Annotated in this window: 19 protein-coding genes; 6 read left to right on the top strand and 13 right to left on the bottom strand. The window is 61.5% G+C overall.

Going from position 1 to position 20,150, the window contains the following annotated elements:
• Positions 1 to 461 precede the first annotated feature (461 nt).
• Positions 462 to 2,402: a M23 family metallopeptidase gene (locus BBJ66_RS31450; RefSeq protein ID WP_049732796.1), complete on the top strand. Its 1,941-nt coding sequence runs from the start codon at positions 462 to 464 to the stop codon at positions 2,400 to 2,402.
• Positions 2,403 to 2,483: 81 nt separating this feature from the next.
• On the opposite strand, the gene clpB is transcribed toward BBJ66_RS31450, so the two are convergent.
• The 6 genes from clpB to BBJ66_RS31480 all read right to left on the bottom strand — a co-directional run bounded on the left by clpB (position 2,484) and on the right by BBJ66_RS31480 (position 12,011).
• Positions 2,484 to 5,084, bottom strand: coding sequence for an ATP-dependent chaperone ClpB (clpB, locus tag BBJ66_RS31455; RefSeq protein WP_071093119.1), 2,601 nt, complete (start codon positions 5,082 to 5,084; stop codon positions 2,484 to 2,486).
• A gap of 251 nt (positions 5,085 to 5,335) precedes the next feature.
• Complete coding sequence (locus BBJ66_RS31460; RefSeq protein ID WP_049732794.1) at positions 5,336 to 6,070, bottom strand: DUF4167 domain-containing protein; 735 nt, start codon at positions 6,068 to 6,070, stop codon at positions 5,336 to 5,338.
• Positions 6,071 to 6,413: 343 nt separating this feature from the next.
• Positions 6,414 to 7,274, bottom strand: coding sequence for a peptide chain release factor N(5)-glutamine methyltransferase (prmC, locus tag BBJ66_RS31465; RefSeq protein ID WP_049732793.1), 861 nt, complete (start codon positions 7,272 to 7,274; stop codon positions 6,414 to 6,416).
• Positions 7,271 to 8,350 carry a peptide chain release factor 1 gene (gene prfA, locus BBJ66_RS31470; protein WP_049732792.1) on the bottom strand — a complete coding sequence of 360 codons (1,080 nt, stop codon included), beginning with the start codon at positions 8,348 to 8,350 and terminating at the stop codon, positions 7,271 to 7,273. The genes prmC and prfA overlap by 4 nt, the downstream gene beginning before the upstream one ends.
• A gap of 29 nt (positions 8,351 to 8,379) precedes the next feature.
• On the bottom strand, positions 8,380 to 10,647 hold the full coding sequence (gene ptsP / locus BBJ66_RS31475) for a phosphoenolpyruvate--protein phosphotransferase (RefSeq protein ID WP_071093121.1): 2,268 nt from the start codon (positions 10,645 to 10,647) through the stop codon (positions 8,380 to 8,382).
• 89 nt (positions 10,648 to 10,736) lie between these two features.
• Positions 10,737 to 12,011 (bottom strand): aspartate kinase, encoded by a 1,275-nt coding sequence (locus tag BBJ66_RS31480; protein WP_049732790.1) that lies wholly within the window; start codon positions 12,009 to 12,011, stop codon positions 10,737 to 10,739.
• 297 nt (positions 12,012 to 12,308) lie between these two features.
• On the opposite strand from BBJ66_RS31480, the gene ubiG reads away from it, so the two are divergent.
• The 3 genes from ubiG (at position 12,309) to BBJ66_RS35580 (ending at position 13,677) form a co-directional block, all read left to right on the top strand.
• Entirely contained in the window at positions 12,309 to 13,055 is a 747-nt protein-coding gene (gene ubiG / locus BBJ66_RS31485; protein WP_071093123.1) for a bifunctional 2-polyprenyl-6-hydroxyphenol methylase/3-demethylubiquinol 3-O-methyltransferase UbiG, read from the top strand.
• A gap of 62 nt (positions 13,056 to 13,117) precedes the next feature.
• Entirely contained in the window at positions 13,118 to 13,390 is a 273-nt protein-coding gene (locus tag BBJ66_RS31490; RefSeq protein ID WP_049732788.1) for a type II toxin-antitoxin system ParD family antitoxin, read from the top strand.
• A gap of 125 nt (positions 13,391 to 13,515) precedes the next feature.
• A complete protein-coding gene (locus BBJ66_RS35580) occupies positions 13,516 to 13,677 on the top strand; it encodes a hypothetical protein (protein WP_244511793.1) in 162 nt (53 codons plus the stop codon).
• Positions 13,678 to 13,681: 4 nt separating this feature from the next.
• Here the strand turns inward: BBJ66_RS35580 and BBJ66_RS31495 are convergent, their stop codons facing one another.
• Genes BBJ66_RS31495 through BBJ66_RS31510 form a run of 4 tightly spaced genes read right to left on the bottom strand, consistent with a single transcriptional unit; the run spans position 13,682 to position 16,056 of the window.
• A complete protein-coding gene (locus BBJ66_RS31495; protein WP_049732787.1) occupies positions 13,682 to 14,110 on the bottom strand; it encodes a DUF1178 family protein in 429 nt (142 codons plus the stop codon).
• On the bottom strand, positions 14,107 to 14,979 hold the full coding sequence (locus BBJ66_RS31500) for a carbon-nitrogen hydrolase family protein (protein WP_071093125.1): 873 nt from the start codon (positions 14,977 to 14,979) through the stop codon (positions 14,107 to 14,109). Before BBJ66_RS31500 ends, BBJ66_RS31495 begins: the two co-directional genes overlap by 4 nt.
• Positions 14,980 to 14,989: 10 nt before the next feature.
• Positions 14,990 to 15,247 carry a glutaredoxin 3 gene (grxC, locus tag BBJ66_RS31505; protein ID WP_049732785.1) on the bottom strand — a complete coding sequence of 86 codons (258 nt, stop codon included), beginning with the start codon at positions 15,245 to 15,247 and terminating at the stop codon, positions 14,990 to 14,992.
• Between the two features lie 32 nt (positions 15,248 to 15,279).
• Positions 15,280 to 16,056 (bottom strand): ComF family protein, encoded by a 777-nt coding sequence (locus BBJ66_RS31510; RefSeq protein ID WP_071093127.1) that lies wholly within the window; start codon positions 16,054 to 16,056, stop codon positions 15,280 to 15,282.
• A 77-nt stretch (positions 16,057 to 16,133) separates the two neighbouring features.
• Between BBJ66_RS31510 and BBJ66_RS31515 the strand changes: the two genes are divergently transcribed.
• On the top strand, positions 16,134 to 17,018 hold the full coding sequence (locus BBJ66_RS31515; RefSeq protein ID WP_071093130.1) for a methyltransferase domain-containing protein: 885 nt from the start codon (positions 16,134 to 16,136) through the stop codon (positions 17,016 to 17,018).
• 15 nt (positions 17,019 to 17,033) lie between these two features.
• Here the strand turns inward: BBJ66_RS31515 and BBJ66_RS31520 are convergent, their stop codons facing one another.
• The 3 genes from BBJ66_RS31520 to BBJ66_RS31530 form a co-directional block, all read right to left on the bottom strand.
• The gene (locus BBJ66_RS31520) at positions 17,034 to 17,201 is read right to left on the bottom strand and encodes a Flp family type IVb pilin (protein WP_049732782.1); all 168 of its coding nucleotides are present in this window, start codon (positions 17,199 to 17,201) and stop codon (positions 17,034 to 17,036) included.
• Between the two features lie 70 nt (positions 17,202 to 17,271).
• Entirely contained in the window at positions 17,272 to 17,589 is a 318-nt protein-coding gene (locus BBJ66_RS31525; RefSeq protein ID WP_003582564.1) for a hypothetical protein, read from the bottom strand.
• Positions 17,590 to 17,875: 286 nt separating this feature from the next.
• Positions 17,876 to 18,781 carry a helix-turn-helix domain-containing protein gene (locus BBJ66_RS31530; protein WP_161492687.1) on the bottom strand — a complete coding sequence of 302 codons (906 nt, stop codon included), beginning with the start codon at positions 18,779 to 18,781 and terminating at the stop codon, positions 17,876 to 17,878.
• 315 nt (positions 18,782 to 19,096) lie between these two features.
• Between BBJ66_RS31530 and BBJ66_RS31535 the strand changes: the two genes are divergently transcribed.
• The gene (locus BBJ66_RS31535) at positions 19,097 to 20,131 is read left to right on the top strand and encodes a carbon-nitrogen hydrolase family protein (RefSeq protein WP_083335676.1); all 1,035 of its coding nucleotides are present in this window, start codon (positions 19,097 to 19,099) and stop codon (positions 20,129 to 20,131) included.
• Positions 20,132 to 20,150: the final 19 nt, after the last annotated feature.

The raw sequence follows: 20,150 nt of genomic DNA on the forward strand, positions 1-20,150 counted from the left end.
CGCCAATCCGCTTGAGTTTCTTGAGAACGAAAGACTTCGTCGCCAGCAGCGCCGCCGCCCTCGTTCAGTGAGTGGGCTTATAGAACTAACCCTCCCGAGCAGTCAACAGGCCATTTCGAAAAAACTGATCTTTCTTACATGTTATTGTTTTTACATGATAATTTTTAGATGGCGTCGAAATGGGTTCGTTTCCCGGATTCCGACCCGCCTGTCATGGCCCGGAAAATGAACCTCTTTCGACTTTTCGGGGGAAGAACGCTCTTTCGTCTCTCCACGCCCCGACATCATCACAATCTGCTGGTCTTAAGGGACACATGATTCATACAGGCAGATGCAGGCAGACGGCCTTTCCCTGAGCGATTTGACTTCCATGCCCAAAATATGCACATCTTTCGCCCCAGCCAGGATGGCCGAGCAATGCTTCCAGAGACGCCTGATGTAAGGACGCGGACCCGACTGCCATGATGACGGAGAAAATGATGATCCGCTCGTTGGGCAACGAGCCTCCGCTTCTGGCCGACGGCAGGCGTGCGCCCGACCGCCGCGAAGTGTCTCTGCGCTGGCTCTCGGGTACGTTCCTCACCGGCATTACATCCTCGGTTCTGATGGGCGTCGCGCTGTTTGCCGCCCTTGACGGCCGCCAGCAACTGGCAATTCCGGCCGAGGCCTATGCGAGTGCTGCCGCAGACGCGCACGAGGATACGACTGTGGTGCGCGGCGGAAGGCTGATTGCACCCGCCATCGCCGCAAAACCGTCCGACCGGGCCATCATGGAAGTTTCGACCGTCGTCCACGACGGCGAAAAGGAAGTTGTGCGCCGCCAGCCCTTCGCGCATGTGAAGATGACGCTGGCCGCCAACCATGTGGCCACCGAAGACTATCCCGACTTCGATCCCCTGGCGATCTTTTCCGCCGACGAGCCGCAGCCCGCCCCGCAAAGCCGCACCGGCGCGCTCTACGGCTCCGATGTCGAATCCGAAGTCAGCCTGAAGACTATTTCCTTCCCGACCGGCAAGACCAGCATGAAGATGGCGTCCGGCCTGTCGCTCGAGGAAGTCGAAGAGAACGTACGCTCCAACGGCTCGGTGCTGACGGACGGCAACACCCAGCTTGCAGCTCTCTATTACGTCGATCCGCGCCGTTTCTCCAACGAGGATGCCGATGTCGACCTGACAGCCGGCCTCTCCGCCCGCGTGCTCGAACAGAACATGACTGTCTCCGCATCGGAATCGATCACGCCGCAGACCGAGGAATTCGCCGACGATATCCTGCCCGTCCGCGCCGATACGCCGATCGCCAAGGCACTGACGGATTCAGGCTATCCGCAGCAATATGCCGATGGCATTGCCGGCTTTATCTCGCAGCAACTGGGTTCCACCGATCTCGACAAGGGCGACGTGCTGCGCATCGGCATCATCCAGAAGGGCGAACAGGCAAAAATCATCCGGGCCAGCGTCTATCGCGGCACGCGCCATCTCGTCACCGTGGCCGTCGACGACAAGGGCAGATACGTGCCCGGCAGCGAGCCACCGATGCTGGATGCCATCGCCACCGCCTTCGATGACAATTCCTTCGCGCCGCCGCCCGGCCAGAACCTGCCGCGCGTCTATGACGGCATCTATCGCGCCGCCCTTTCCTACGGCATGACCAAGGATATGACGGCGCTGATCATCAAGCTGCTTGCCAGCAATGTCGATTTCCAGGCGCAGTTGCGACCGACCGACAATCTCGAAGCCTTCTTCTCCGTCGCCGACAGCGCCGGTCAGGCGACCGAGGATTCCGAACTGCTCTACGTCAACGCCCGCTTCGGCGACACGCAGACGCGCTTCTACCGCTTCCAGGATCCGGACGACGGCACGGTCGATTATTTCGACGAGAACGGCAAGAGCATTCGCCAGTTCCTGCTGCGCAACCCCGTCCCGAACGGCATCTTTAAATCGGGCTTCGGCATGCGCCGTCACCCGATCCTCGGTTTCGCCCGCATGCACACCGGTGTCGATTGGGCAGCACCCCGCGGCACCGCAATTATTGCCGCCGGCAACGGCACTGTGGAAAAAGCCGGCTGGGATTCCGGCGGTTACGGCAACCAGACGATCGTCCGCCATGCCAACGGCTATGAATCCTCCTATAATCACCAGAGCGCCATCGCCAAGGGCGTCGTCCCCGGCGCCAAGATCCGCCAGGGCCAGGTGATCGGCTGGGTCGGCACGACGGGCGAGTCCACCGGACCGCATCTGCATTACGAGCTGATCGTCAACGGCACCAAGGTCGATCCCTTGCGCATCCGCCTGCCAGGCGGCAAGTCGCTGCAGGGCGAGGCGCTGGCGAAATTCGAGGACGAGCGCAAGCGCATCGATACGCTGCTGAACAACCAGGCCTCGGATCAGGTCGCGAGCAAGTAATCATCAAGCCTCGCGTCGTCTCGCCGGTCGACAAAAAATGGCGGCCGAAACCGCCATTTCTCATTCTTCCGGCAAGTCAGGCTATGCCGCCTCGTTCACCGTCTGCCGCGTCCTGAACTGCAGCCGGTCCGAACCGCTCGTCACCTTCACTGTCGATCCGTCCGGCACCTGGCCGGACAGGATCTGCTCGGCGAGTGGATCCTGCACGAATTTCTGGATCACCCGCTTCAGCGGCCTTGCGCCATAGACCGGATCGTAACCCTTGTTCGCCAGCCAATGGCGGGCTTCCTCGTCGAGATCGATGACGATCTTGCGCTCGGAGAGCAGCGCCACCAGCCGCTTAAGCTGGATATCGACGATCGCGCCCATCTCCTCGCGCTTCAGGCGATGGAAGAGGATGATCTCATCGATGCGGTTCAGGAATTCCGGCCGGAAATGCCCGCGCACGACCTCCATCACCTGATCGCGAACCGTATCGCTGTCGTCGCCGTCCTTGAGCTGCGTCAGATATTCGGCGCCGAGGTTCGAGGTCATGATGATCATGGTGTTGCGGAAATCGACCGTCCGGCCCTGACCATCAGTCAGGCGTCCGTCGTCCAGCACCTGCAGCAGGATGTTGAAGACGTCGGGATGTGCCTTTTCGATCTCGTCGAACAGCACGACCTGATAAGGCCGGCGGCGCACGGCTTCCGTCAGCGCTCCGCCTTCATCATAACCGACATAGCCGGGAGGCGCGCCGATCAGCCGGGCAACGGAGTGTTTCTCCATATATTCCGACATGTCCATGCGCACCATCGCCGTTTCATCGTCGAAGAGGAAGCGGGCGAGCGCCTTGGTGAGCTCCGTCTTGCCGACGCCGGTCGGGCCGAGGAAGATGAACGAGCCGATCGGCCGGTTCGGATCCTGCAGGCCGGCGCGCGCGCGCCGCACCGCCCGCGACACGGCCTGAACCGCATCACCCTGGCCGATCACCGATTTCGCCAGCTCGTCTTCCATCCGCAGCAGCTTGTCGCGCTCGCCCTCCAGCATCCTGTCGACCGGAATACCGGTCCAGCGGGAAACGACATGGGCAATGTTGTCGGGGATCACCACCTCCTGCACCATCGCGCCGCGTTCGCCATCCTGCTTTTCGGCGTCGACCAGTTGCTTTTCCAGATCCGGGATGACGCCATAGGTCAGCTCGCCGGCGCGCTGGAATTCACCCTTTCGCTGGGCGATCGCCAGTTCGTTGCGGGCATCGTCGAGCTGCTTCTTGAGATCGGCGGCAAGGCCGAGCTTCTGCTTTTCCGCCTGCCAGCGGGCCGTCAGCGCATCGGCCTCCTCTTCGAGGCCGGTGAGTTCGGTTTCCAGTCGCTTCAGCCGGTCGGCCGAAGCGACGTCGGTTTCCTTCTTCAGCGCCTCGCGCTCGATTTTCAGCTGGATGATGCGGCGATCGAGTTCGTCGAGTTCCTCAGGCTTGGAATCCACCTGCATGCGCAGCCGCGCAGCCGCCTCGTCCATCAGGTCGATCGCCTTGTCGGGAAGGAAACGGTCGGTGATATAGCGGTTGGAAAGCGTCGCCGCCGCCACCAGCGCCGCATCGGCGATGCGCACCTTGTGATGCTGCTCGTATTTTTCCTTGAGGCCGCGCAGGATCGAAATGGTGTCTTCGACCGTCGGCTCGTCGACGACGACAGGCTGGAATCGACGGGCAAGCGCCGGATCCTTCTCGACGTGTTTGCGATATTCGTCGAGCGTGGTCGCGCCGACGCAATGCAGCTCGCCGCGGGCAAGGGCGGGCTTCAACAGATTGGAGGCGTCCATCGCCCCGTCGGCCTTGCCGGCGCCGACCAGCGTGTGCATCTCATCGATGAACAGGATGATCTCGCCGTTTTCGGCCTGGACCTCGTTGAGCACGGCCTTCAGCCGCTCCTCGAATTCGCCGCGGTATTTCGCACCGGCAATCAGCGCGCCCATGTCGAGCGCCATCAGCTTCTTGTCCTTCAGCGATTCCGGCACATCACCATTGACGATGCGCAGCGCCAGGCCCTCGACGATTGCCGTCTTGCCGACGCCCGGCTCGCCGATCAGCACCGGATTGTTCTTGGTGCGGCGCGAAAGCACTTGAATGGTGCGGCGGATCTCGTCGTCGCGGCCGATCACCGGGTCGAGCTTGCCCTCGCGGGCTTCGGCGGTGAGATCGCGGGCGAACTTCTTCAGCGAATCGAAACCCTGCTCGGCATTGGACGAATCCGCCGTCCGGCCCTTGCGGATGTCATTGATCACCTGGTTCAGGCCCTGAGCCGTCACACCTGAATTCTTCAGCGTCGAAAAGGTCGAGGCCGAGGATTCGATTGCCAGCGCCTGCAGCAGGCGCTCGACGGTGACGAAGCTGTCGCCGGCCTTCTTCGCCGCCTCTTCGGCTGTTGAAAGCACCTTGGCGAGCGGTTGCGCCAGATAGATGTTGCCGTTGCCGCCGGATATTTTCGGCAGTTTGGCCAGCGCCGCATCATTGGCGAGGCGCGCAGCCTTGGCATCGCCGCCGGCGCGCTCGATCAACGACGCCGCCATGCCCTGGTCGTCGTCGAGCAGGACTTTCAGCACATGTTCGGGCGAAAATTGCTGGTGACCCTGCGCCAGCGCATAGGTCTGCGCCGACTGGATGAAGCCGCGCACCCGCTCGGAATATTTCTCGATATTCATATTCTACCTCCATGGATCGCCCTGCCCTGACGAGGCGCAGACCGATGATTGAGATCGACCCCCTGAAAAGGCAGGCCGCGCCTGGCCCATCTCTGATTTGGGCGAAGCATTCGAGGAGAATATGGTAGCCTGTTCTGCGAGTTTAAAGAGCCGATAAAACGAAAATCCCCGGCGCGAGGCCGGGGATTTTCATTGCAATTCTAACAGATGGCATGAGCCTCACGCTTCCCCCGAAAGGAGACGCGAAATCCTCATTCCGATGCGGCGTCGGCCAGCACCGGCGCCTCGCCGGAGGCACCCTCGCCATCAGCTGCGGCTTCGCCCTCGGCGCCGCGACGCGGGCGGCGGGGACGGCTGCCGGTGCTGCGGCGGCGGGGCTGGCGCTCGCGCGGCTGGCCGGCGGAGCCTTCCTCGTCCATGGCGACCTCGGCCGGAATGCCTTCGATCTCCGGCTGCGGGCCGGTTCCATCGATGACCTCGGCCTGGGGCGCCACCGGCGCCGGGGCAGGAGCCGGCTGAGGCTGGGGCTGCGACTCAGGTCGCGGCCGCGGCTGATGCTGCCTGTTCTGCGGCGGCTGGACGACGACGACATCATCACCGTCATTGTCGTTGTTATCGATCTCGTCGCCGTCGCGGTCTGCGGCGTCATTGTATTCGCCGCGATCGTCGCGCTGGAAGCGTTCCTGCATCTGCGCCTGGGCGCTGGCGATGATACGATTGTAATGTTCGGCGTGCTGGAGATAGTTCTCGGCAATCACGCGGTCGCCGGAGCTCTGGGCGTCGCGGGCGAGTTGCGCGTATTTTTCGGCGATATGCTGGGCAGTCCCGCGAATCTTCACATCGGGGCCGGAGCTGTCATAGGTCCGGGTCAGCGGATTGCCGCCCTTGCGGTTGAAATTGTTGTTATTGTTATTTCCACCGCCGCCGTTGTTATTATTGTTGTTACCACGCCCTCGACCGCGCTTGTTCTGCTGTCCTGGCCTCATAGATCGTTCACCTGAATTCTCTGTTTGTGATGGATACATGGCACCAACCGCCATGACCGGAAAACCGGGTCAGGACCTTTGTGCCGCGAGCATACTGCGCCTGTGCGCCGACCTGCCGCTTGGTTCTCAAGTCAGTTTGACTGATTCACGCGTTGGGTCGTGTTCAACCGTTGAAACTCTCGTTTAAAAGAGCGGACCCCCGAGGCAAACCAAGTACCGAACGAATCTCGTTCATTCCTATCTGCCCAACACGTGTCCGCAACCTATATTGCTTCCCTGGGAAATCCAAGCCTTTTCTTCGCAATAACAATAATGTCCCGTTCAATGCAGCAATTATCGCCTGTCACGCGAGCGCGAACACGAGCACCCTATCGTTCTGACCATAATCTTTTACGGATTTGAGGCACTTGAAGCCTTTCGCTTCAAAGATCGCCGTCACATCGTTCCGCTGATCGTAACCGATTTCCAGCCCGACGACCCCATCGGGCCTCATGAACCTTGCCGCATCCTTGGCGATGGCGCGGTAGGCGTCAAGCCCATCCGGACCGCCATCCAGTGCCGCGACCGGATCAAATTTCGTCACTTCGGGAGCGAGATCGTGAATGACATTGGAAGCAATATAGGGCGGATTTGAGACAATCGCGTGAAACGAACCCTGGATGCTCTCGAACCATCTCGACTGTACAGCCTGAAAACGATCCTGCAACCCGTTGCTTTCTGCATTCGATCTTGCCGTGTGAAGTGCATCCGCCGATATGTCACTGCCGACACCCGACGCATCAGGACATTCGCTCAAAAGCGCAAGGCATATCGCCCCGGTCCCGGTTCCCATGTCAAGGATATGGAGATGGCCTTGCGCCTTTGCAAGGTCCTTGAGACACGCAAGCACCGTATCGACCAGGATTTCCGTATCCGGCCGCGGCTCCAGCGTTTCCGTCGACAGCCGAAGCGGCAGACCGTAGAACTCCCGCTCGCCGAGAATGCGATGCACCGGCTCATGGCCAAGCCGCCGCTCGAGCGCCTTGGACACCATCTCGGCCTGCTCAGGCGAAAGCCTCTCGGCCGATCGTGTCAACAGCTCGGTCGGCGATAACTTGAGCAGGCCCGCGACAAGCAGCCGCGCATCGGTCGCCGGATCGACGATACCAGCTTCGGTGAAGCGGCGGCGCGCTTCGGCAAGCGTATCGGCGACCGTCGGGCTCATTGCTGTTCGCCGAGCTGCGCCAGCTGGCTTGCCTGATAATCGGCCATCAGCGCATCCACCACTTCCTCGATCTCGCCTTCCATCATCCGGTCGAGCTTGTAGAGCGTCAGATTGATGCGATGATCGGTGATGCGCCCCTGCGGGAAATTATAGGTGCGGATGCGTTCCGAGCGGTCGCCGGAACCGACCTGGCTCTTGCGGTCGGCCGAGCGCTCGCTGTCGGCCCTCTGCCGCTCGGCGTCGTAGAGCCTGGAGCGCAGCACCTGCATCGCCTTGGCGCGGTTCTGGTGCTGCGATTTTTCCGAGCTGGTGACGACGATGCCGCTCGGCAGATGCGTGATACGCACCGCCGAGTCCGTCGTATTGACGTGCTGGCCGCCGGCACCCGAAGAGCGCATCGTATCGATGCGGATATCCTCCGGCCGGATCTCGATGTCGATCTCCTCGGCCTCCGGCAGCACAGCCACCGTCGCGGCCGACGTATGGATGCGCCCGCCCGCCTCGGTCTCAGGCACACGCTGCACGCGATGCACGCCGGATTCGAACTTCAGCTTGGCAAAGACCCCCCTGCCGGTGATCGTCGCGATAATTTCCTTGTAGCCGCCGGCTTCGCCCTCGCTTGCCGAGAGCACCTCCACCTTCCAGCCTTTCTCCGCCGCGAAACGCTCATACATGCGAAAGAGGTCGCCGGCAAAAAGGGCAGCTTCCGATCCGCCCGTGCCGGCGCGAATTTCGAGGATCGCGCTCTTTTCATCCGCTGCGTCCTTCGGCAGAAGCAGGATCTGCATCTCCTGCTCGAGCGCCTCGATCTGTTCTTTCACCTCGGGCAGTTCCAGCTCGGCGAGGTCGCGCATCTCGCGGTCGACCGACTTGTCCTCGAGCAGCGTTTCGAGATCGGCAAGCTCGGCGTTCGCCTTCTCATAGGCGCGGATCTTGGTCACGACAGGCTGCAGCTCGGAATATTCGGACGCGAGCTTCACATAGACGTCGGCGGCCGGGCCGGCCGACATGCGCGCCTCGATCTCGCCGAAACGGCGTTCCAGCTCGCGCATCTTTTCAACGGGAAGCTTCGCCACCCTTCACTCCGATTCTTCTTAACGTCTGCCTAAAGGGGAATATTGTGGCTCTCGGCGAAGCGGGCAAGCACCTCGCGCATCGGCACCATGGCGTGGACATCGTCCAGCACCTCGTTCATCGCCGTTGCCAGCGCCCCGACATCGAGCCCGAGCAGCATCGCCTTCACCGGTCCGATCGAGGCCGGCGACATCGAGATCGAACGGAAACCGATACCGAGCAGCGCCATCGCCGAGATGGGTTTGCTGGCGAGTTCGCCGCAAAGCGTCACCGGCGTCTTGTTTCGGTCCGCCCCGCGCACGATATCGCGCAGGATGCGCAAAAACGGTTTGCCGAGCGGGTCGAAGCGGTCTGAGACCCGCGCATTGCCGCGATCGACCGCCATCGAGAACTGGAAGAGGTCGTTCGAACCGACCGAAACGAAATCGACCGCCTCCATCAGTTCATCGAGCTGCCAGAGCAGTGCAGGCACCTCCAGCATGGCGCCGAATTGCAGCTTGCGCGGCAGCCCGTGGCCGAAGCGCGAGAGATGCTGCACTTCCTTCTGCAGCAGCTCGCGCACGATCTTCAGCTCGGAAACCTCGGTCACCATCGGCACCATCAGCTTCAGCTCGGTATCGGCCGATGCCTTCAAGAGGGCGCGCAGCTGGGTGCGCAGCAGTCCCGGCCGGTCGAGCGACAGCCGGATGGCGCGCCAGCCGAGTGCGGGATTTTCTTCCTCATGGCCGCGGAAATACGGCACGACCTTGTCGCCGCCGATATCGAGTGTGCGGAAGGTGACGGTACGGCCCGCCGCCTGTTTTATCACATTGCGATAGAACTGCTCCTGCTCTTCCGCCTTCGGCATGGTGGAGGCGATCATGAACTGCAGTTCGGTGCGGAACAGGCCGATACCCTCGGCACCCGATTCCGAAAGCTGCGGCAGGTCGACCAGCAAGCCCGCATTCATCATCAGCGCGATCCGCTGCCCATCCTTGGTCACCGGCTCGACGGCGCGCAGCGCCCGGAACTGTTCCTGCCGCCTGGCGCGGAAGCGAACCTTTTCCTCGTAGGAACGCCGATGATCGGCCATCGGCCTGAGATGCACATGCCCCTCGTCGGCATCGATGATCACGGCATCGCCGTTCTCGGCGAGCGCCACCACACCGGCTGCCTGGCCGATAACAGGAATACCCATGGCGCGCGCGACGATCACCACATGGCTCGTCACCGCGCCTTCTTCCAGCACCAGCCCGCGCACATTGGCACGCGGATAGTCGAGCAGCTCGGCAGCCCCCATGGCGCGCGCCAGGATGACCGCGTCGTTGGGGAAACCTTCGGCGGTCGTCCGCCCGGTATACCCGGTCAATTGTCTGAGCAGCCGGTTCGCCAGATCCTCGAAATCATGCATGCGTTCGCGCAGATAAGGGTCGGTCAACCGCATCATCCGCGCCTTGGTGTCGCTCTGCACCTTCTCGACCGCCGCTTCCGCCGTCAGGCCGTTGCGGATCGCCTCCTCGAGCTTGCGCACCCAGCCCTGGTCATGCGCAAACATGCGATAGGTTTCGAGCACCTCGCGGTGTTCGCCCTCCATCGACACGTCGCGGCGCGACAGCATGTCGTCAATCGAGATCCTCAGCGAGCCCATGGCTTCGGCGAGCCGCCGGATTTCCTTCTCGGCATCTTCGTTGAGCAGATTGGTGACGACGATGCGCGGCTCGTGCAGCACGACGTAACCGAGGCCGATGCCGTCATTATAGGTGTCGCCGTCGACGGTCACCGACCGCGTCAGGTCGAGTTCGAGGCCCGGCTTGGTGATCTTCTTCAGCTCGCCGGTGGCGATCATCTCGGCCAGCACCATCGCCGTCGTCTCGAGCGCTTCCACCTCTTCTTCGCGATAGTTGCGGCTCGCCTTGTTCTGCACGACGAGAACGCCAAGCGAACGCCCGGTCCGGAGGATCGGCACGCCGAGGAAGGAATGGTAGATTTCTTCACCCGTTTCCGGCAGGTAGCGGAAGGCAGGATGCGACTGCGCATCGGAAAGGTTCAGCGGCTGGGCCGAAGCGGCGATCGTGCCGACCAGGCCCTGCCCCATCTTCAGTTGCGCCAGATGCACGGCCTCGCGGTTGAGGCCTTCGGTCGCAAAGAGTTCGAGCACGCCGTCGGCGCGCAGCACGTAAACGGAGCAGACCTCGGCCACCATGTTGCCGGCGATCTGGCGGACGATCCGGTCAAGACGATCCTGCGGCTCCAGCGGCTCCGCCATCAACTCGCGCAGCCGCCTGAGCAGCACGCGCGGACCGCCGGAAAGGTCTCTCATGGCGTCTCAAGCTCCCGAAACAACGCACTCAGTCCCGGCGGGCCGGCCCTCGTCTCCTCAACCTGAAGGGGCAGGCCGCCCACTGGGAATCAATTCTTATCCAGACCGTAGCAGGAATGCAAAGTCCTGACAGCGAGTTCTGCATAAGGACCGTCGATCAGGATGGAAATCTTGATCTCGGAGGTGGTGATCGCCTTGATGTTGATGCCTTTTTCGGCAAGTGCACGAAATGCGGTAGCGGCAACGCCGGCGTGGCTGCGCATGCCGATGCCGATGACCGAGACTTTCACCAGCCCCGATTCGTTTTGCACGACGTCGTAGCCGATCTTCTCCTTATGGTCGCCGAGCACCTTGATCGCCTTCTCGACGTCGCCCGACGGCACGGTGAAGGTCATGTCGGTCTTCGACCCGTCCTCGGAGATATTCTGGACGATCATGTCGACATTGATATGGGATTCGGCGAGCGGTCCGAAGATCGCCGCGGAAACGCCCGGCCGGTCGGCAAGACGGCGAAGCGAGATCTGAGCCTCATCCTTGGCATAGGCGATGCCGGTGACTACTTCCTGTTCCACGATTTCATCCTCGTCACAAATCAGCGTTCCGGGCGGGTTTAGCAGATCGCCCATGCCCGGAGCATCGGGATCTTCGAAAGACGAGCGCACGAAGGTGCGCACCTTGTGCACCATGGCCAGCTCGACCGAGCGCACCTGCAGCACCTTGGCGCCGAGCGAGGCCATTTCGAGCATTTCCTCAAAGGCGATCTTTTTCAATCTGCGCGCCTTCGGCACGATGCGCGGATCGGTCGTGTAGACGCCGTCGACATCGGTATAGATATCGCAGCGATCCGCCTTGACAGCTGCCGCGATCGCGACGGCCGAAGTATCCGATCCGCCGCGTCCGAGCGTCGCGAGACGGTTGTCCGGTCCCAGTCCCTGGAAGCCGGCGATGACGGCAACCTGGCCCTCGCCCATCCGCTTGACGATGTCGGAACCGTCGATCTCCAATATCCGCGCCGCGCCGTGCGCATTGTCGGTGCGGATCGGGATCTGCCAACCCTGCCAGGAGCGCGCATTGATATCCATCGCCTGCAAGGCGATCGCCAACAGCCCCGAGGTGACCTGCTCGCCGGAGGCGACCACCGCGTCATATTCCCGCGCATCGTAAAACGGCGAATTGGCGCCTATCACCTTCGGCATGCCCTGCACCCAGCCGACCAGTTCATTGGTCTTGCCGGACATGGCCGAGACGACGACCGCCACCTCGTGGCCGGCATCGACTTCGCGTTTCACATGGCGGGCGACATTCTTGATGCGGTCCAGGTCAGCGACGGACGTGCCGCCGAATTTCATTACGATGCGTGCCATATGCCTCTACCACGACTGGCGCCGGGAAAGCGGAAAACCGGACCCGGCATCACGAAAGCTCTGGAGCGGAGCGCTTGGCCGAAGAGCCGGCTCCCGATTTCTGGAACCGCTCTAAAAGCCCGGGTCCCCAAGGCCCCAAGTTGCGGCGTCTCTTAGCGAGTTTGGCGGGGGGAGGCAAGCGCGCGCGATAAAAGCGATTGGCGAGCGGCTCCGCCCTCATCGGTCCTCTGGTCTGCGCCCCTTGACTTATGCCCCCGATCATCCGACTTCACGTGTCAGGAACGCAAGGAGTGGACGATGACGGAAGGCGCCAGAAGCACGATCGACCAGGGCGAAGTGGACCGCTTCTCGGCGATGGCGGCGGAATGGTGGAGCCCGACCGGCAAATTCCGGCCGCTGCACAAGTTCAATCCCGTCCGCCTCGCCTATATAAGAGACAAGGCCTGCGAGAATTTCGGCCGCGATCCGAAGAGCGCGCGCCCGCTGGAAGGTCTGCGCGTCCTCGATATCGGCTGCGGCGGCGGTCTGTTGTCCGAACCCGTCGCCCGCATGGGCGCTTCCGTCACCGGCGCCGATCCGTCCGAAAAGAATATCGGCATCGCCTCGACCCACGCCAAGGCCTCCGGCGTTTCGGTCGACTACCGCGCCGTCACCGCCGAGGAGCTGGCGGACTCCGGCGAAACCTTCGACATCGTCCTGAACATGGAAGTGGTCGAACACGTCGCCGATGTCGAGTTCTTCATGACCACCTGCGCAAAAATGGTCCGCCCCGGCGGCCTGATTTTCGTCGCCACCATCAACCGCACGATGAAGGCGGCAGCGCTTGCCATCTTTGCCGCCGAGAACATCTTACGCTGGCTGCCGCGCGGCACCCACCAGTATGAAAAACTGGTGCGCCCGGAAGAGTTGGAAAAGCCATTGGCGGCAAGCGGCCTCGAGATCACCGACCGCACCGGCGTCTTCTTCAATCCACTGTCGAACCAGTGGAACCTGTCCAAGGATATGGACGTCAACTATATGCTGCTGGCCAAGCGCGGGGTGTAGAGCAACGTCCTTGCGCCTGGAAAATTGTGATAAGGTGATCCGGTCATCCGAAGGGAAAACCGATGGGCGAAGCCGCAAAAGTTACCGTTACCCTCGAGCCTCGTCTCGAAGAATATGTGCGCGACGAGGTCGCCCGCGGCGCCTATAAATCGAGCAGCGACTATATCGAGAGTGTGCTCCGCGAGCGCTACGATAATGATCGACGCGTTCACGAACTGGAAGACGAGTTACAAAAGGGCATCGACGATCTGGAAGCGGGACAACTCATGTCCCTCGACGAGGCGTTCGATAGTGTCTACGCGGAACTTGGTCTGGACAAGCTCCGCGCTCGATGAAGGTTGCTTTTCCCGAGCTGCCCGCGCCGATCTGCTCACAATCGTCGGTACATTCTTGAACAAAATCCGCACGCGCTTTGGCATTCATGGACGAGTTGCACTCCGCATGTGTGGAGATTGCAGACATGCCGCATGCCTTTGTCGAACTTCGGTTGCCACGACTGACAGGGGTTCGCAGGCGTCTTTTCGGAAACTATCTAATCTTGGATCGAATTGAGGATTCGACCGTGCAGGTGATCCTCCATGGTGCGCGCGATTACGCCCGCATCCTGCGACGGATGAGTTGAAATCTTAATTCACATCCTCGGGCAGCACCGGAATGGCGGCGATTTCGATGCCCTCTTCGAGCAGCGCCTGCGCCTCGTCGACCGTCGCCTGGCCGATAATGCCGCGGGCATCCGCCTCGCCATAATGGATCTTGCGGGCTTCCTCGGGAAACTGCGCGCCGACATCCTCGGAATTGGCCTTGACCGCGGCGACCGCTTGCTTGAGCTTTTGCAGTGCCTCCTGGCGCATGGCATCCATCGCCAGGGTCTGCCTCTCGTCTTTCTTGCGCGCCGTCGATACCGAAGGCGCCATCAGGAGCTTGGAGACAGCAGCGGAATGACAGACCGGACAGGTCAGGAAACCGGTCGCGACCTGGCGATCGAAATCGGCGCTTTCGGAAAACCAGCCTTCGAATTCATGGGCATTGTCGCAAGTGAGGGAATAGCGGATCAAGCGGCGACGCCTCCTGCGACTGCCCCCGCAATCTTCTCGACCGAGAATTCCCGGCCGTTCCTGAGGTTCGGGATCTTGTCATGCGCGGCCTTGACGGCGGCGGGATCGATCTCGGCAACGATGACCGCCTCGCCAGTGGCGCCGGCCGATGCCAGCACCGTGCCCCAGGGATCGACGATCATCGAATGGCCGAAGGTCTCCCGGCCGTCCTCGTGCCGCCCGTCCTCATGCCGGCCGGCCTGCGCGGCGGCGATGACGAAGACGCCGTTCTCGATCGCGCGCGCCCTGAGCAATATCTCCCAATGCGCCTCGCCGGTCTGTTTGGTGAAGGCGGCGGGGACCGTCATCACCTCGGCGCCGGCAATCGCCTGGGCGCGGAAGAGCGCCGGAAAACGCACATCGTAGCAGATCGCAAAGCCCATTTCGGCAAAGGGCAGCGACAGGACGCGCGCCTCCGAGCCGGCCGTATAGGCGGCACTTTCACGCCAGCTCTCGCCATTGTCGAGGTCGACGTCGAACATATGGATCTTGTCGTAGCGGTTGAGGATCTTGCCGTCGGGCCCGAACAGGAAACCGCGATTGGCGATCTTGCCGTCGGAAAGCGCGATCGCCGTCGAGCCGACATGCATGTGGATGGCGAATTCCCTGGCAAGCTCGGAGCCGGTCCTGACGATGATGTCATGCGCCTCGTCCGCAAGCACGGCGCGCGCCGCGGCCCGGTCGCGCTGCAGCATGCCGGTCATCTCGGGCGTCTGCACATAGGTGGCACCCTGGGCGGCGGCCTCGCGCACCAGCCGCGCCATGGCGGCGGCATTCTTCACCGGATCGACCCCGGAGCACATCTGGACGGCGGCGGCCTTGAAGCTCATCGGTTCGTCCTCAGGCCGCCAGCATCGGATCGAGCTTGCCGGCCCGATCGAGCGCGAAGAGATCGTCGCAGCCGCCGACATGATCGGCACCGATGAAGATCTGCGGGAAGGTGGTACGGCCCTTCGACTTGCCGATCATTTCCTGGCGAAGGTCCGGTGAATATGTCGCATCATGCTCGACGTAGTCGACACCCTTTTCTTCGAGAAGGGACTTGGCGCGGGTGCAATAGCCGCAGAACTGCCGTGTATAGATGGTGACGGGTACCATAATCTCTCCAGACCGATGCCGGGGTATTTCTGTCATATAGGCTCGGAGAGAGCCCTTGCAAAGGTCAAAACCGTTATCTCGGCCGCACCTGCCTTGCGCAGCGTTCGGCTTGCCGCGGCGACCGTCGCCCCTGTCGTATAGACGTCGTCGATAAGGACGATGCGCTTGCCGAAAATGTCGTTTTCGCAACCCTTGGCAATCGCGAATGCGCCCCTGACATTGTCCTCGCGCGCCTTCGCGCCAAGGCCGACCTGCTGGCTGGTGTGCTTGACGCGCACAAGCGTGGCGGCAAGCAGCGGTTTGCCGGAGAGCTTTGCCGTGTGCCGCGCGAGCTCTGCTGCCTGGTTGAATTTGCGCGTCAGCATGCGGGTGCGGTGCAGCGGCACCGGGATCAGCGCATCGCAGCTTTCGACCGTCCCGTCGGCAGCGCGCAGCATCCAGGCAGCCATCATCGGTGCCAGATCGGTGCGATCGCGATATTTCAGCCCATGCACGAGATCGCGAACTGCGTGATCATGGGTCGCAGCCGAGCGCAGCCGGTCGAAGGGCGGCGGGTTGGCGATCGCCTCGGCGCTGAGGATGCCGGCGCCGAGATCGTGCGAGAAGGGACTGCCGAGCACTTCGCAATAGGGCCGTTCGATGAAACGGATGCCGGACCAGCATTTTGCGCAGAGCCCGCGATGACCGCCGGTGGAAATGCCGCAGACGGAACAGGTGGGCGGATAAAGGAAATCGGCGAGCGCCGAAAATGGCCGCAAGAGCTGCGCCCGCAAGAACTCCACTCGTGTTTCGCCATCGATCGGCCCCATGGCGTGGAGACTAGCCTGTTCTCCTCCAAAGGAAAATCGCCTTGCTGCTATTACGGCGCGGGACTAAGGACATCGTCATGGAAACGATCTTCGACAAAACCCTGATCGCCGCGCATCGCCATCGCGCGCTTGCCAATAACGACCCGAAAGCCGCCTTCCTGCTCGACATCGCCGCCGAGGAAATGGCCGAGAGGCTTGCTGTGGTCGAGCGGATCTTCGAGACCGCCGTCGAACTGCATGGCGCGACTGGGGCCGCCGGCCGTGCCGCGCTGGCAACGGGCAAGGTCGGCACGATGATCCGCGTCGAGAGCGAAAAAGCCTATGCCGGCCCAGGCGAAACAGTGATCGAGGCGCCGCTCGAGGACGTGCCGCTCGAACCGCAATCGGCCAATCTCATCCTTGCGCCGCTCAGCCTGCATCTGACCAACGACACGCCGGGTGTTTTCATCCAGATCCGCCGCGCTCTGAAGCCGGACGGCCTGTTCCTGGCCGCGATCCCCGGCGCCGGAACCCTACAGGAACTGCGCGACGTGCTGCTGGCCGCCGAGGTCGAGATGACCGGCGGCGCAAGCCCGCGCGTCATTCCCTTTGCCGACGTGCGCGATATCGGCAGTCTGATGCAGCGCGCCGGCTTCACGCTGCCGGTGATCGACGCGGAAAACTACACGGTACGCTATGATTCGCTCTTTCCGCTGATGCGGGATCTGAGAGCCATGGGCATGAGCAATCCGCTTGCCGCCCGCGGCCGGGTGCCGCTGACGCGCGCCTTCTTCCTGCGCGCAGCAGAGATCTATGCCGAGCGCTATTCTGATCCCGATGGCCGCATCCGCGCGACTTTCTCGATCGTCTATGTCTCGGGATGGGCACCGCACGAGAGCCAGCAAAAGCCGCTCAGGCCGGGTTCGGCCAAGGCACGCCTTGCCGATGCGCTGAAGGTGGACGAGCACAAGCTCAGGCAGTAATGGCCGGCTGCTTCGTCAATTCACGGTCATATTGTTGCCGACCACGTTGAAGATTTCCTGCAATTTGCCGCTGAAAATTCCGAGAGCGGAGACGATTGCGCCACCGATCAGAGCAGCGATCAGGCCATACTCGATGGCCGTCGCACCTGTGTTATCTGCAAGAAATGCTTTCAAAAGACGCATTACCCCAACCCTTAGCGCGAACCGACAGCAAACGAGCATTCCACGGCCATCGGGCGATGGCCGGCATTTTTCAGCAACCGGCGCCGACGCCGTAGCCCTGGACGACGCAGACCGAGCCGGGCGTATCCTGGAGGACGCTGCGGCGGATCGTATAACGCTTGCCGCTTTCGCTCTTCGGGATCGATCCCGTCGTCATCGTATCGAATTCCGCCGGCGCGCTGGCAAAGACGCTCTTCTTCGAGGAATCCGCAAGCATCGGCGTCAGGATAAGCGTCAGGGCGACCACTGCTGTGCCGAACAGAAGGGCGATATTGAGCGCACCCGTCCTGCGCGAGGCAGACGAAACCCGTTCCTTTTCCCGGACAGCTTTCCAGAAATCATCGTCCATGACGTCAAGCCTTTTAATACACGCACGCCAGATGCTTGATTGAGGCCGATCTTTGGCAGAAGGTGTTAAACGATCCATTAATATCCACAGCCGAAAACGCTGCGGCGTGATAATAATCAGGTAATGCTAATACATATCATCGGATGCAATGGTTTCCGTTGAACGGCATACGCAAAAATAAAGACCCATAGCGCGAGTAGCGAATCTGGATGATCGCAAAGCGCTTTAGACTGCACAAGTTCGCACTTACTCCTTTGCAAAAGCGGTAGACCGTATTGGTGCCTGCTTATGACTTGTCGCGTCCCGTACTGCGCCGCCATTCACTCGGGGTGGCCGAAAATCTGACACGAAACATGCGGTTGAAATAGGTTAGATCGTTAAATCCCGAAGTGAGCGCGATTTCGGTAATGGATCGCCGAGCAAAGGCCGGGGAACGCAGCTGTGAGGCTATGTGATCCAGGCGCCTCTGCAGCAACCAAGCTCGCGGCGTCGTGCCATTCTCGTGGAACAAGCGCTGCAGGGTCCTGAGCGACATGCCTTGCTGCCGTGCGTATGCCGCGAAGTCGAAGCCATCGTCCAATACCTGATTTGCCAGATTGGCCACGATGCGCTCGAATGTAGGCGAAGACCGAGCGTCGTTACCCTCGCCAAGAAGGGCCAATGCAGTTGCGATCAAATCGGCGCCTGCCATCTCGAAGCTCTCCACGGCATCAGACGAAAGAGATTGAGCGTGCCCGGCCAGCAGGTTTACAAAGCCGGCCACGAGCGCGCCGGGTCCGCTGCCTGAATCGTATGCTCGCGCCGTCATTTGCGATAGCCGCGGCATCCTGCATTCCATCAGCGCGCGGGGCATGCGGAAGACCATTTGTTCGAACGGGCCATCGGCATGAAGGCGATATGGGCGGGTCGAATCATAAACCGTGAACTGGCCGGGAAGGAGCTCCGTCCTGCGATCGTCCTGCTCCAGATACCAACGCCCAACGCGCATGAAAGACAAAAGCAAATATTCGCTACGGTCACTTCGAACCAAGGCCGGCGTTCGCTCCGTGATCTGCGCCGTCGAATTTACAAGCGTGAAGCGTGGCGACCCGGGAACGATCTGCGCCACCGAACCGTAAAATTCAGATGAGTCCGAACGGCTTTCCAGTCGCACATAGTTCGACCAGAGTTGGTCGCGCCACGTGCCAAGCATTTCCGCGGATCCAGTTCCCACCGTCGTTTCTCTAAACTCTGTCGCCCCAGTCTGCACACTATGGCGCGTCAGTCCTAGCCGCGCAACGGCCGGAGGGTCATTGTCGCTTCCACGTCCGTCTCTAAAGCCTCCTCGATAAGAAAGGGGGAGAGCCGGAGGGGACACTTGGCTGTCGGAGGCATCCGGCAACGAAATCATGCCTTGCACGAATAGCTGGCAGCCACGGGCGCCTCGAAAAGTCACGCGCGAAAACCGGCTGAACCGGTCGGGTCGCGGTGTTCGATAGTTTGGACTGAGCACTCTGGAGGTTACGACATGAAACCCATCAAAGCGGCGGCGGTGCAGGCCGCGCCAGTATTCCTCGATCTCGAGGCATCAATCGACAAGGCGGAAAGACTGGTTGCCGAGGCTGCGGCCAACGGCGCGAAGCTGATCGCATTCCCGGAAACCTGGCTGCCGGGCTATCCTCTGTTCATCTGGCTCGGTGCTCCGATCGAGGCCATCCCGTTTATACCGCGTTATCATGAGAATAGCATGGCGGTTGATTCGCCGCAGATGCGCAGGCTGCAAAGGATCGCCCAGAAGCACGAGATCACCATGGTCATGGGCTTTTCCGAGCGCGACGGCGGAAGTCGCTACATGTCCCAAGCAATCATCGGCGAAAACGGAGATCTTCTACTCGTCCGTCGCAAGCTCAAGCCCACTCACGTCGAACGCACCGTCTTTGGCGAAGGCGATGGCTCCGATCTCGCAGTCGTCGACGCCGCATTCGGACGGCTCGGCGCTTTGAACTGCTGGGAGCATATCCAGCCCCTCGTCAAGATGGCCATGTATGCGCAACATGAAGAAGTGCATGTCGCCGCTTGGCCGAGCTTCTGCCTCTATCGCGATCTAGCCTATGCATTGGGCCCGGAAGTGAATTCCGCTGCCATGCGGCTCTATGCCGTGGAAGGAAGTGCCTACGTGCTCGCTTCCTGCGCGGTCATCAGCCAGGAAATGTTTGACGTGCTGGCTGATACGGAACAGAAGGCCTATCTGCTCAATCCGCACACGTCGAAGCCGGGTGGCGGTTATTCAATGATCTACGGTCCGGACGGAAGGGCTCTGTGCGATCCGCTGCGGGACGACGAGGAAGGGATCCTCTATGCCGATCTCGATCCGGCGATGATTGCCATTGCGAAGGCCGCGGCCGATCCTGCTGGGCACTATTCCCGAGCCGATGCGGTGCGCCTCGTCGTAAACCGCGAGAGACGCCGGGTAATGACCGAGCTGAATGTCTCACCGGAGACACGCTTCACTCCTGTCCCACTCCTCGACAACACTGAGGCGCCAGCCGAAGCGGCGAAATAGCTGACCATGCGCCCGGGGT

The organism is Rhizobium sp. RSm-3 (assembly GCF_001854685.1).
In the GTDB taxonomy this organism is placed as follows: Bacteria; Pseudomonadota; Alphaproteobacteria; order Rhizobiales; family Rhizobiaceae; genus Rhizobium; species Rhizobium ecuadorense.

Bases quoted from the DNA above. Each gene is read 5' to 3' on its own strand.
- BBJ66_RS31515 (WP_071093130.1), top strand. From the start codon at position 16,134: ATGGAAACGATCTTCGACAAAACCCTGATCGCCGCGCATCGCCATCGC.
- BBJ66_RS35580 (WP_244511793.1), top strand. From the start codon at position 13,516: ATGCCGCATGCCTTTGTCGAACTTCGGTTGCCACGACTGACAGGGGTT.
- BBJ66_RS31490 (WP_049732788.1), top strand. From the start codon at position 13,118: ATGGGCGAAGCCGCAAAAGTTACCGTTACCCTCGAGCCTCGTCTCGAA.
- grxC (WP_049732785.1), bottom strand. From the start codon at position 15,247: ATGGTACCCGTCACCATCTATACACGGCAGTTCTGCGGCTATTGCACC.
- ubiG (WP_071093123.1), top strand. From the start codon at position 12,309: ATGACGGAAGGCGCCAGAAGCACGATCGACCAGGGCGAAGTGGACCGC.
- BBJ66_RS31525 (WP_003582564.1), bottom strand. From the start codon at position 17,589: ATGGACGATGATTTCTGGAAAGCTGTCCGGGAAAAGGAACGGGTTTCG.
- BBJ66_RS31530 (WP_161492687.1), bottom strand. From the start codon at position 18,781: ATGCTTGGCACGTGGCGCGACCAACTCTGGTCGAACTATGTGCGACTG.
- prmC (WP_049732793.1), bottom strand. From the start codon at position 7,274: ATGAGCCCGACGGTCGCCGATACGCTTGCCGAAGCGCGCCGCCGCTTC.
- BBJ66_RS31500 (WP_071093125.1), bottom strand. From the start codon at position 14,979: ATGAGCTTCAAGGCCGCCGCCGTCCAGATGTGCTCCGGGGTCGATCCG.
- ptsP (WP_071093121.1), bottom strand. From the start codon at position 10,647: ATGAGAGACCTTTCCGGCGGTCCGCGCGTGCTGCTCAGGCGGCTGCGC.
- BBJ66_RS31460 (WP_049732794.1), bottom strand. From the start codon at position 6,070: ATGAGGCCAGGACAGCAGAACAAGCGCGGTCGAGGGCGTGGTAACAAC.
- BBJ66_RS31535 (WP_083335676.1), top strand. From the start codon at position 19,097: ATGAAACCCATCAAAGCGGCGGCGGTGCAGGCCGCGCCAGTATTCCTC.
- BBJ66_RS31510 (WP_071093127.1), bottom strand. From the start codon at position 16,056: ATGGGGCCGATCGATGGCGAAACACGAGTGGAGTTCTTGCGGGCGCAG.
- clpB (WP_071093119.1), bottom strand. From the start codon at position 5,084: ATGAATATCGAGAAATATTCCGAGCGGGTGCGCGGCTTCATCCAGTCG.
- BBJ66_RS31520 (WP_049732782.1), bottom strand. From the start codon at position 17,201: ATGCGTCTTTTGAAAGCATTTCTTGCAGATAACACAGGTGCGACGGCC.
- BBJ66_RS31450 (WP_049732796.1), top strand. From the start codon at position 462: ATGATGACGGAGAAAATGATGATCCGCTCGTTGGGCAACGAGCCTCCG.
- BBJ66_RS31480 (WP_049732790.1), bottom strand. From the start codon at position 12,011: ATGGCACGCATCGTAATGAAATTCGGCGGCACGTCCGTCGCTGACCTG.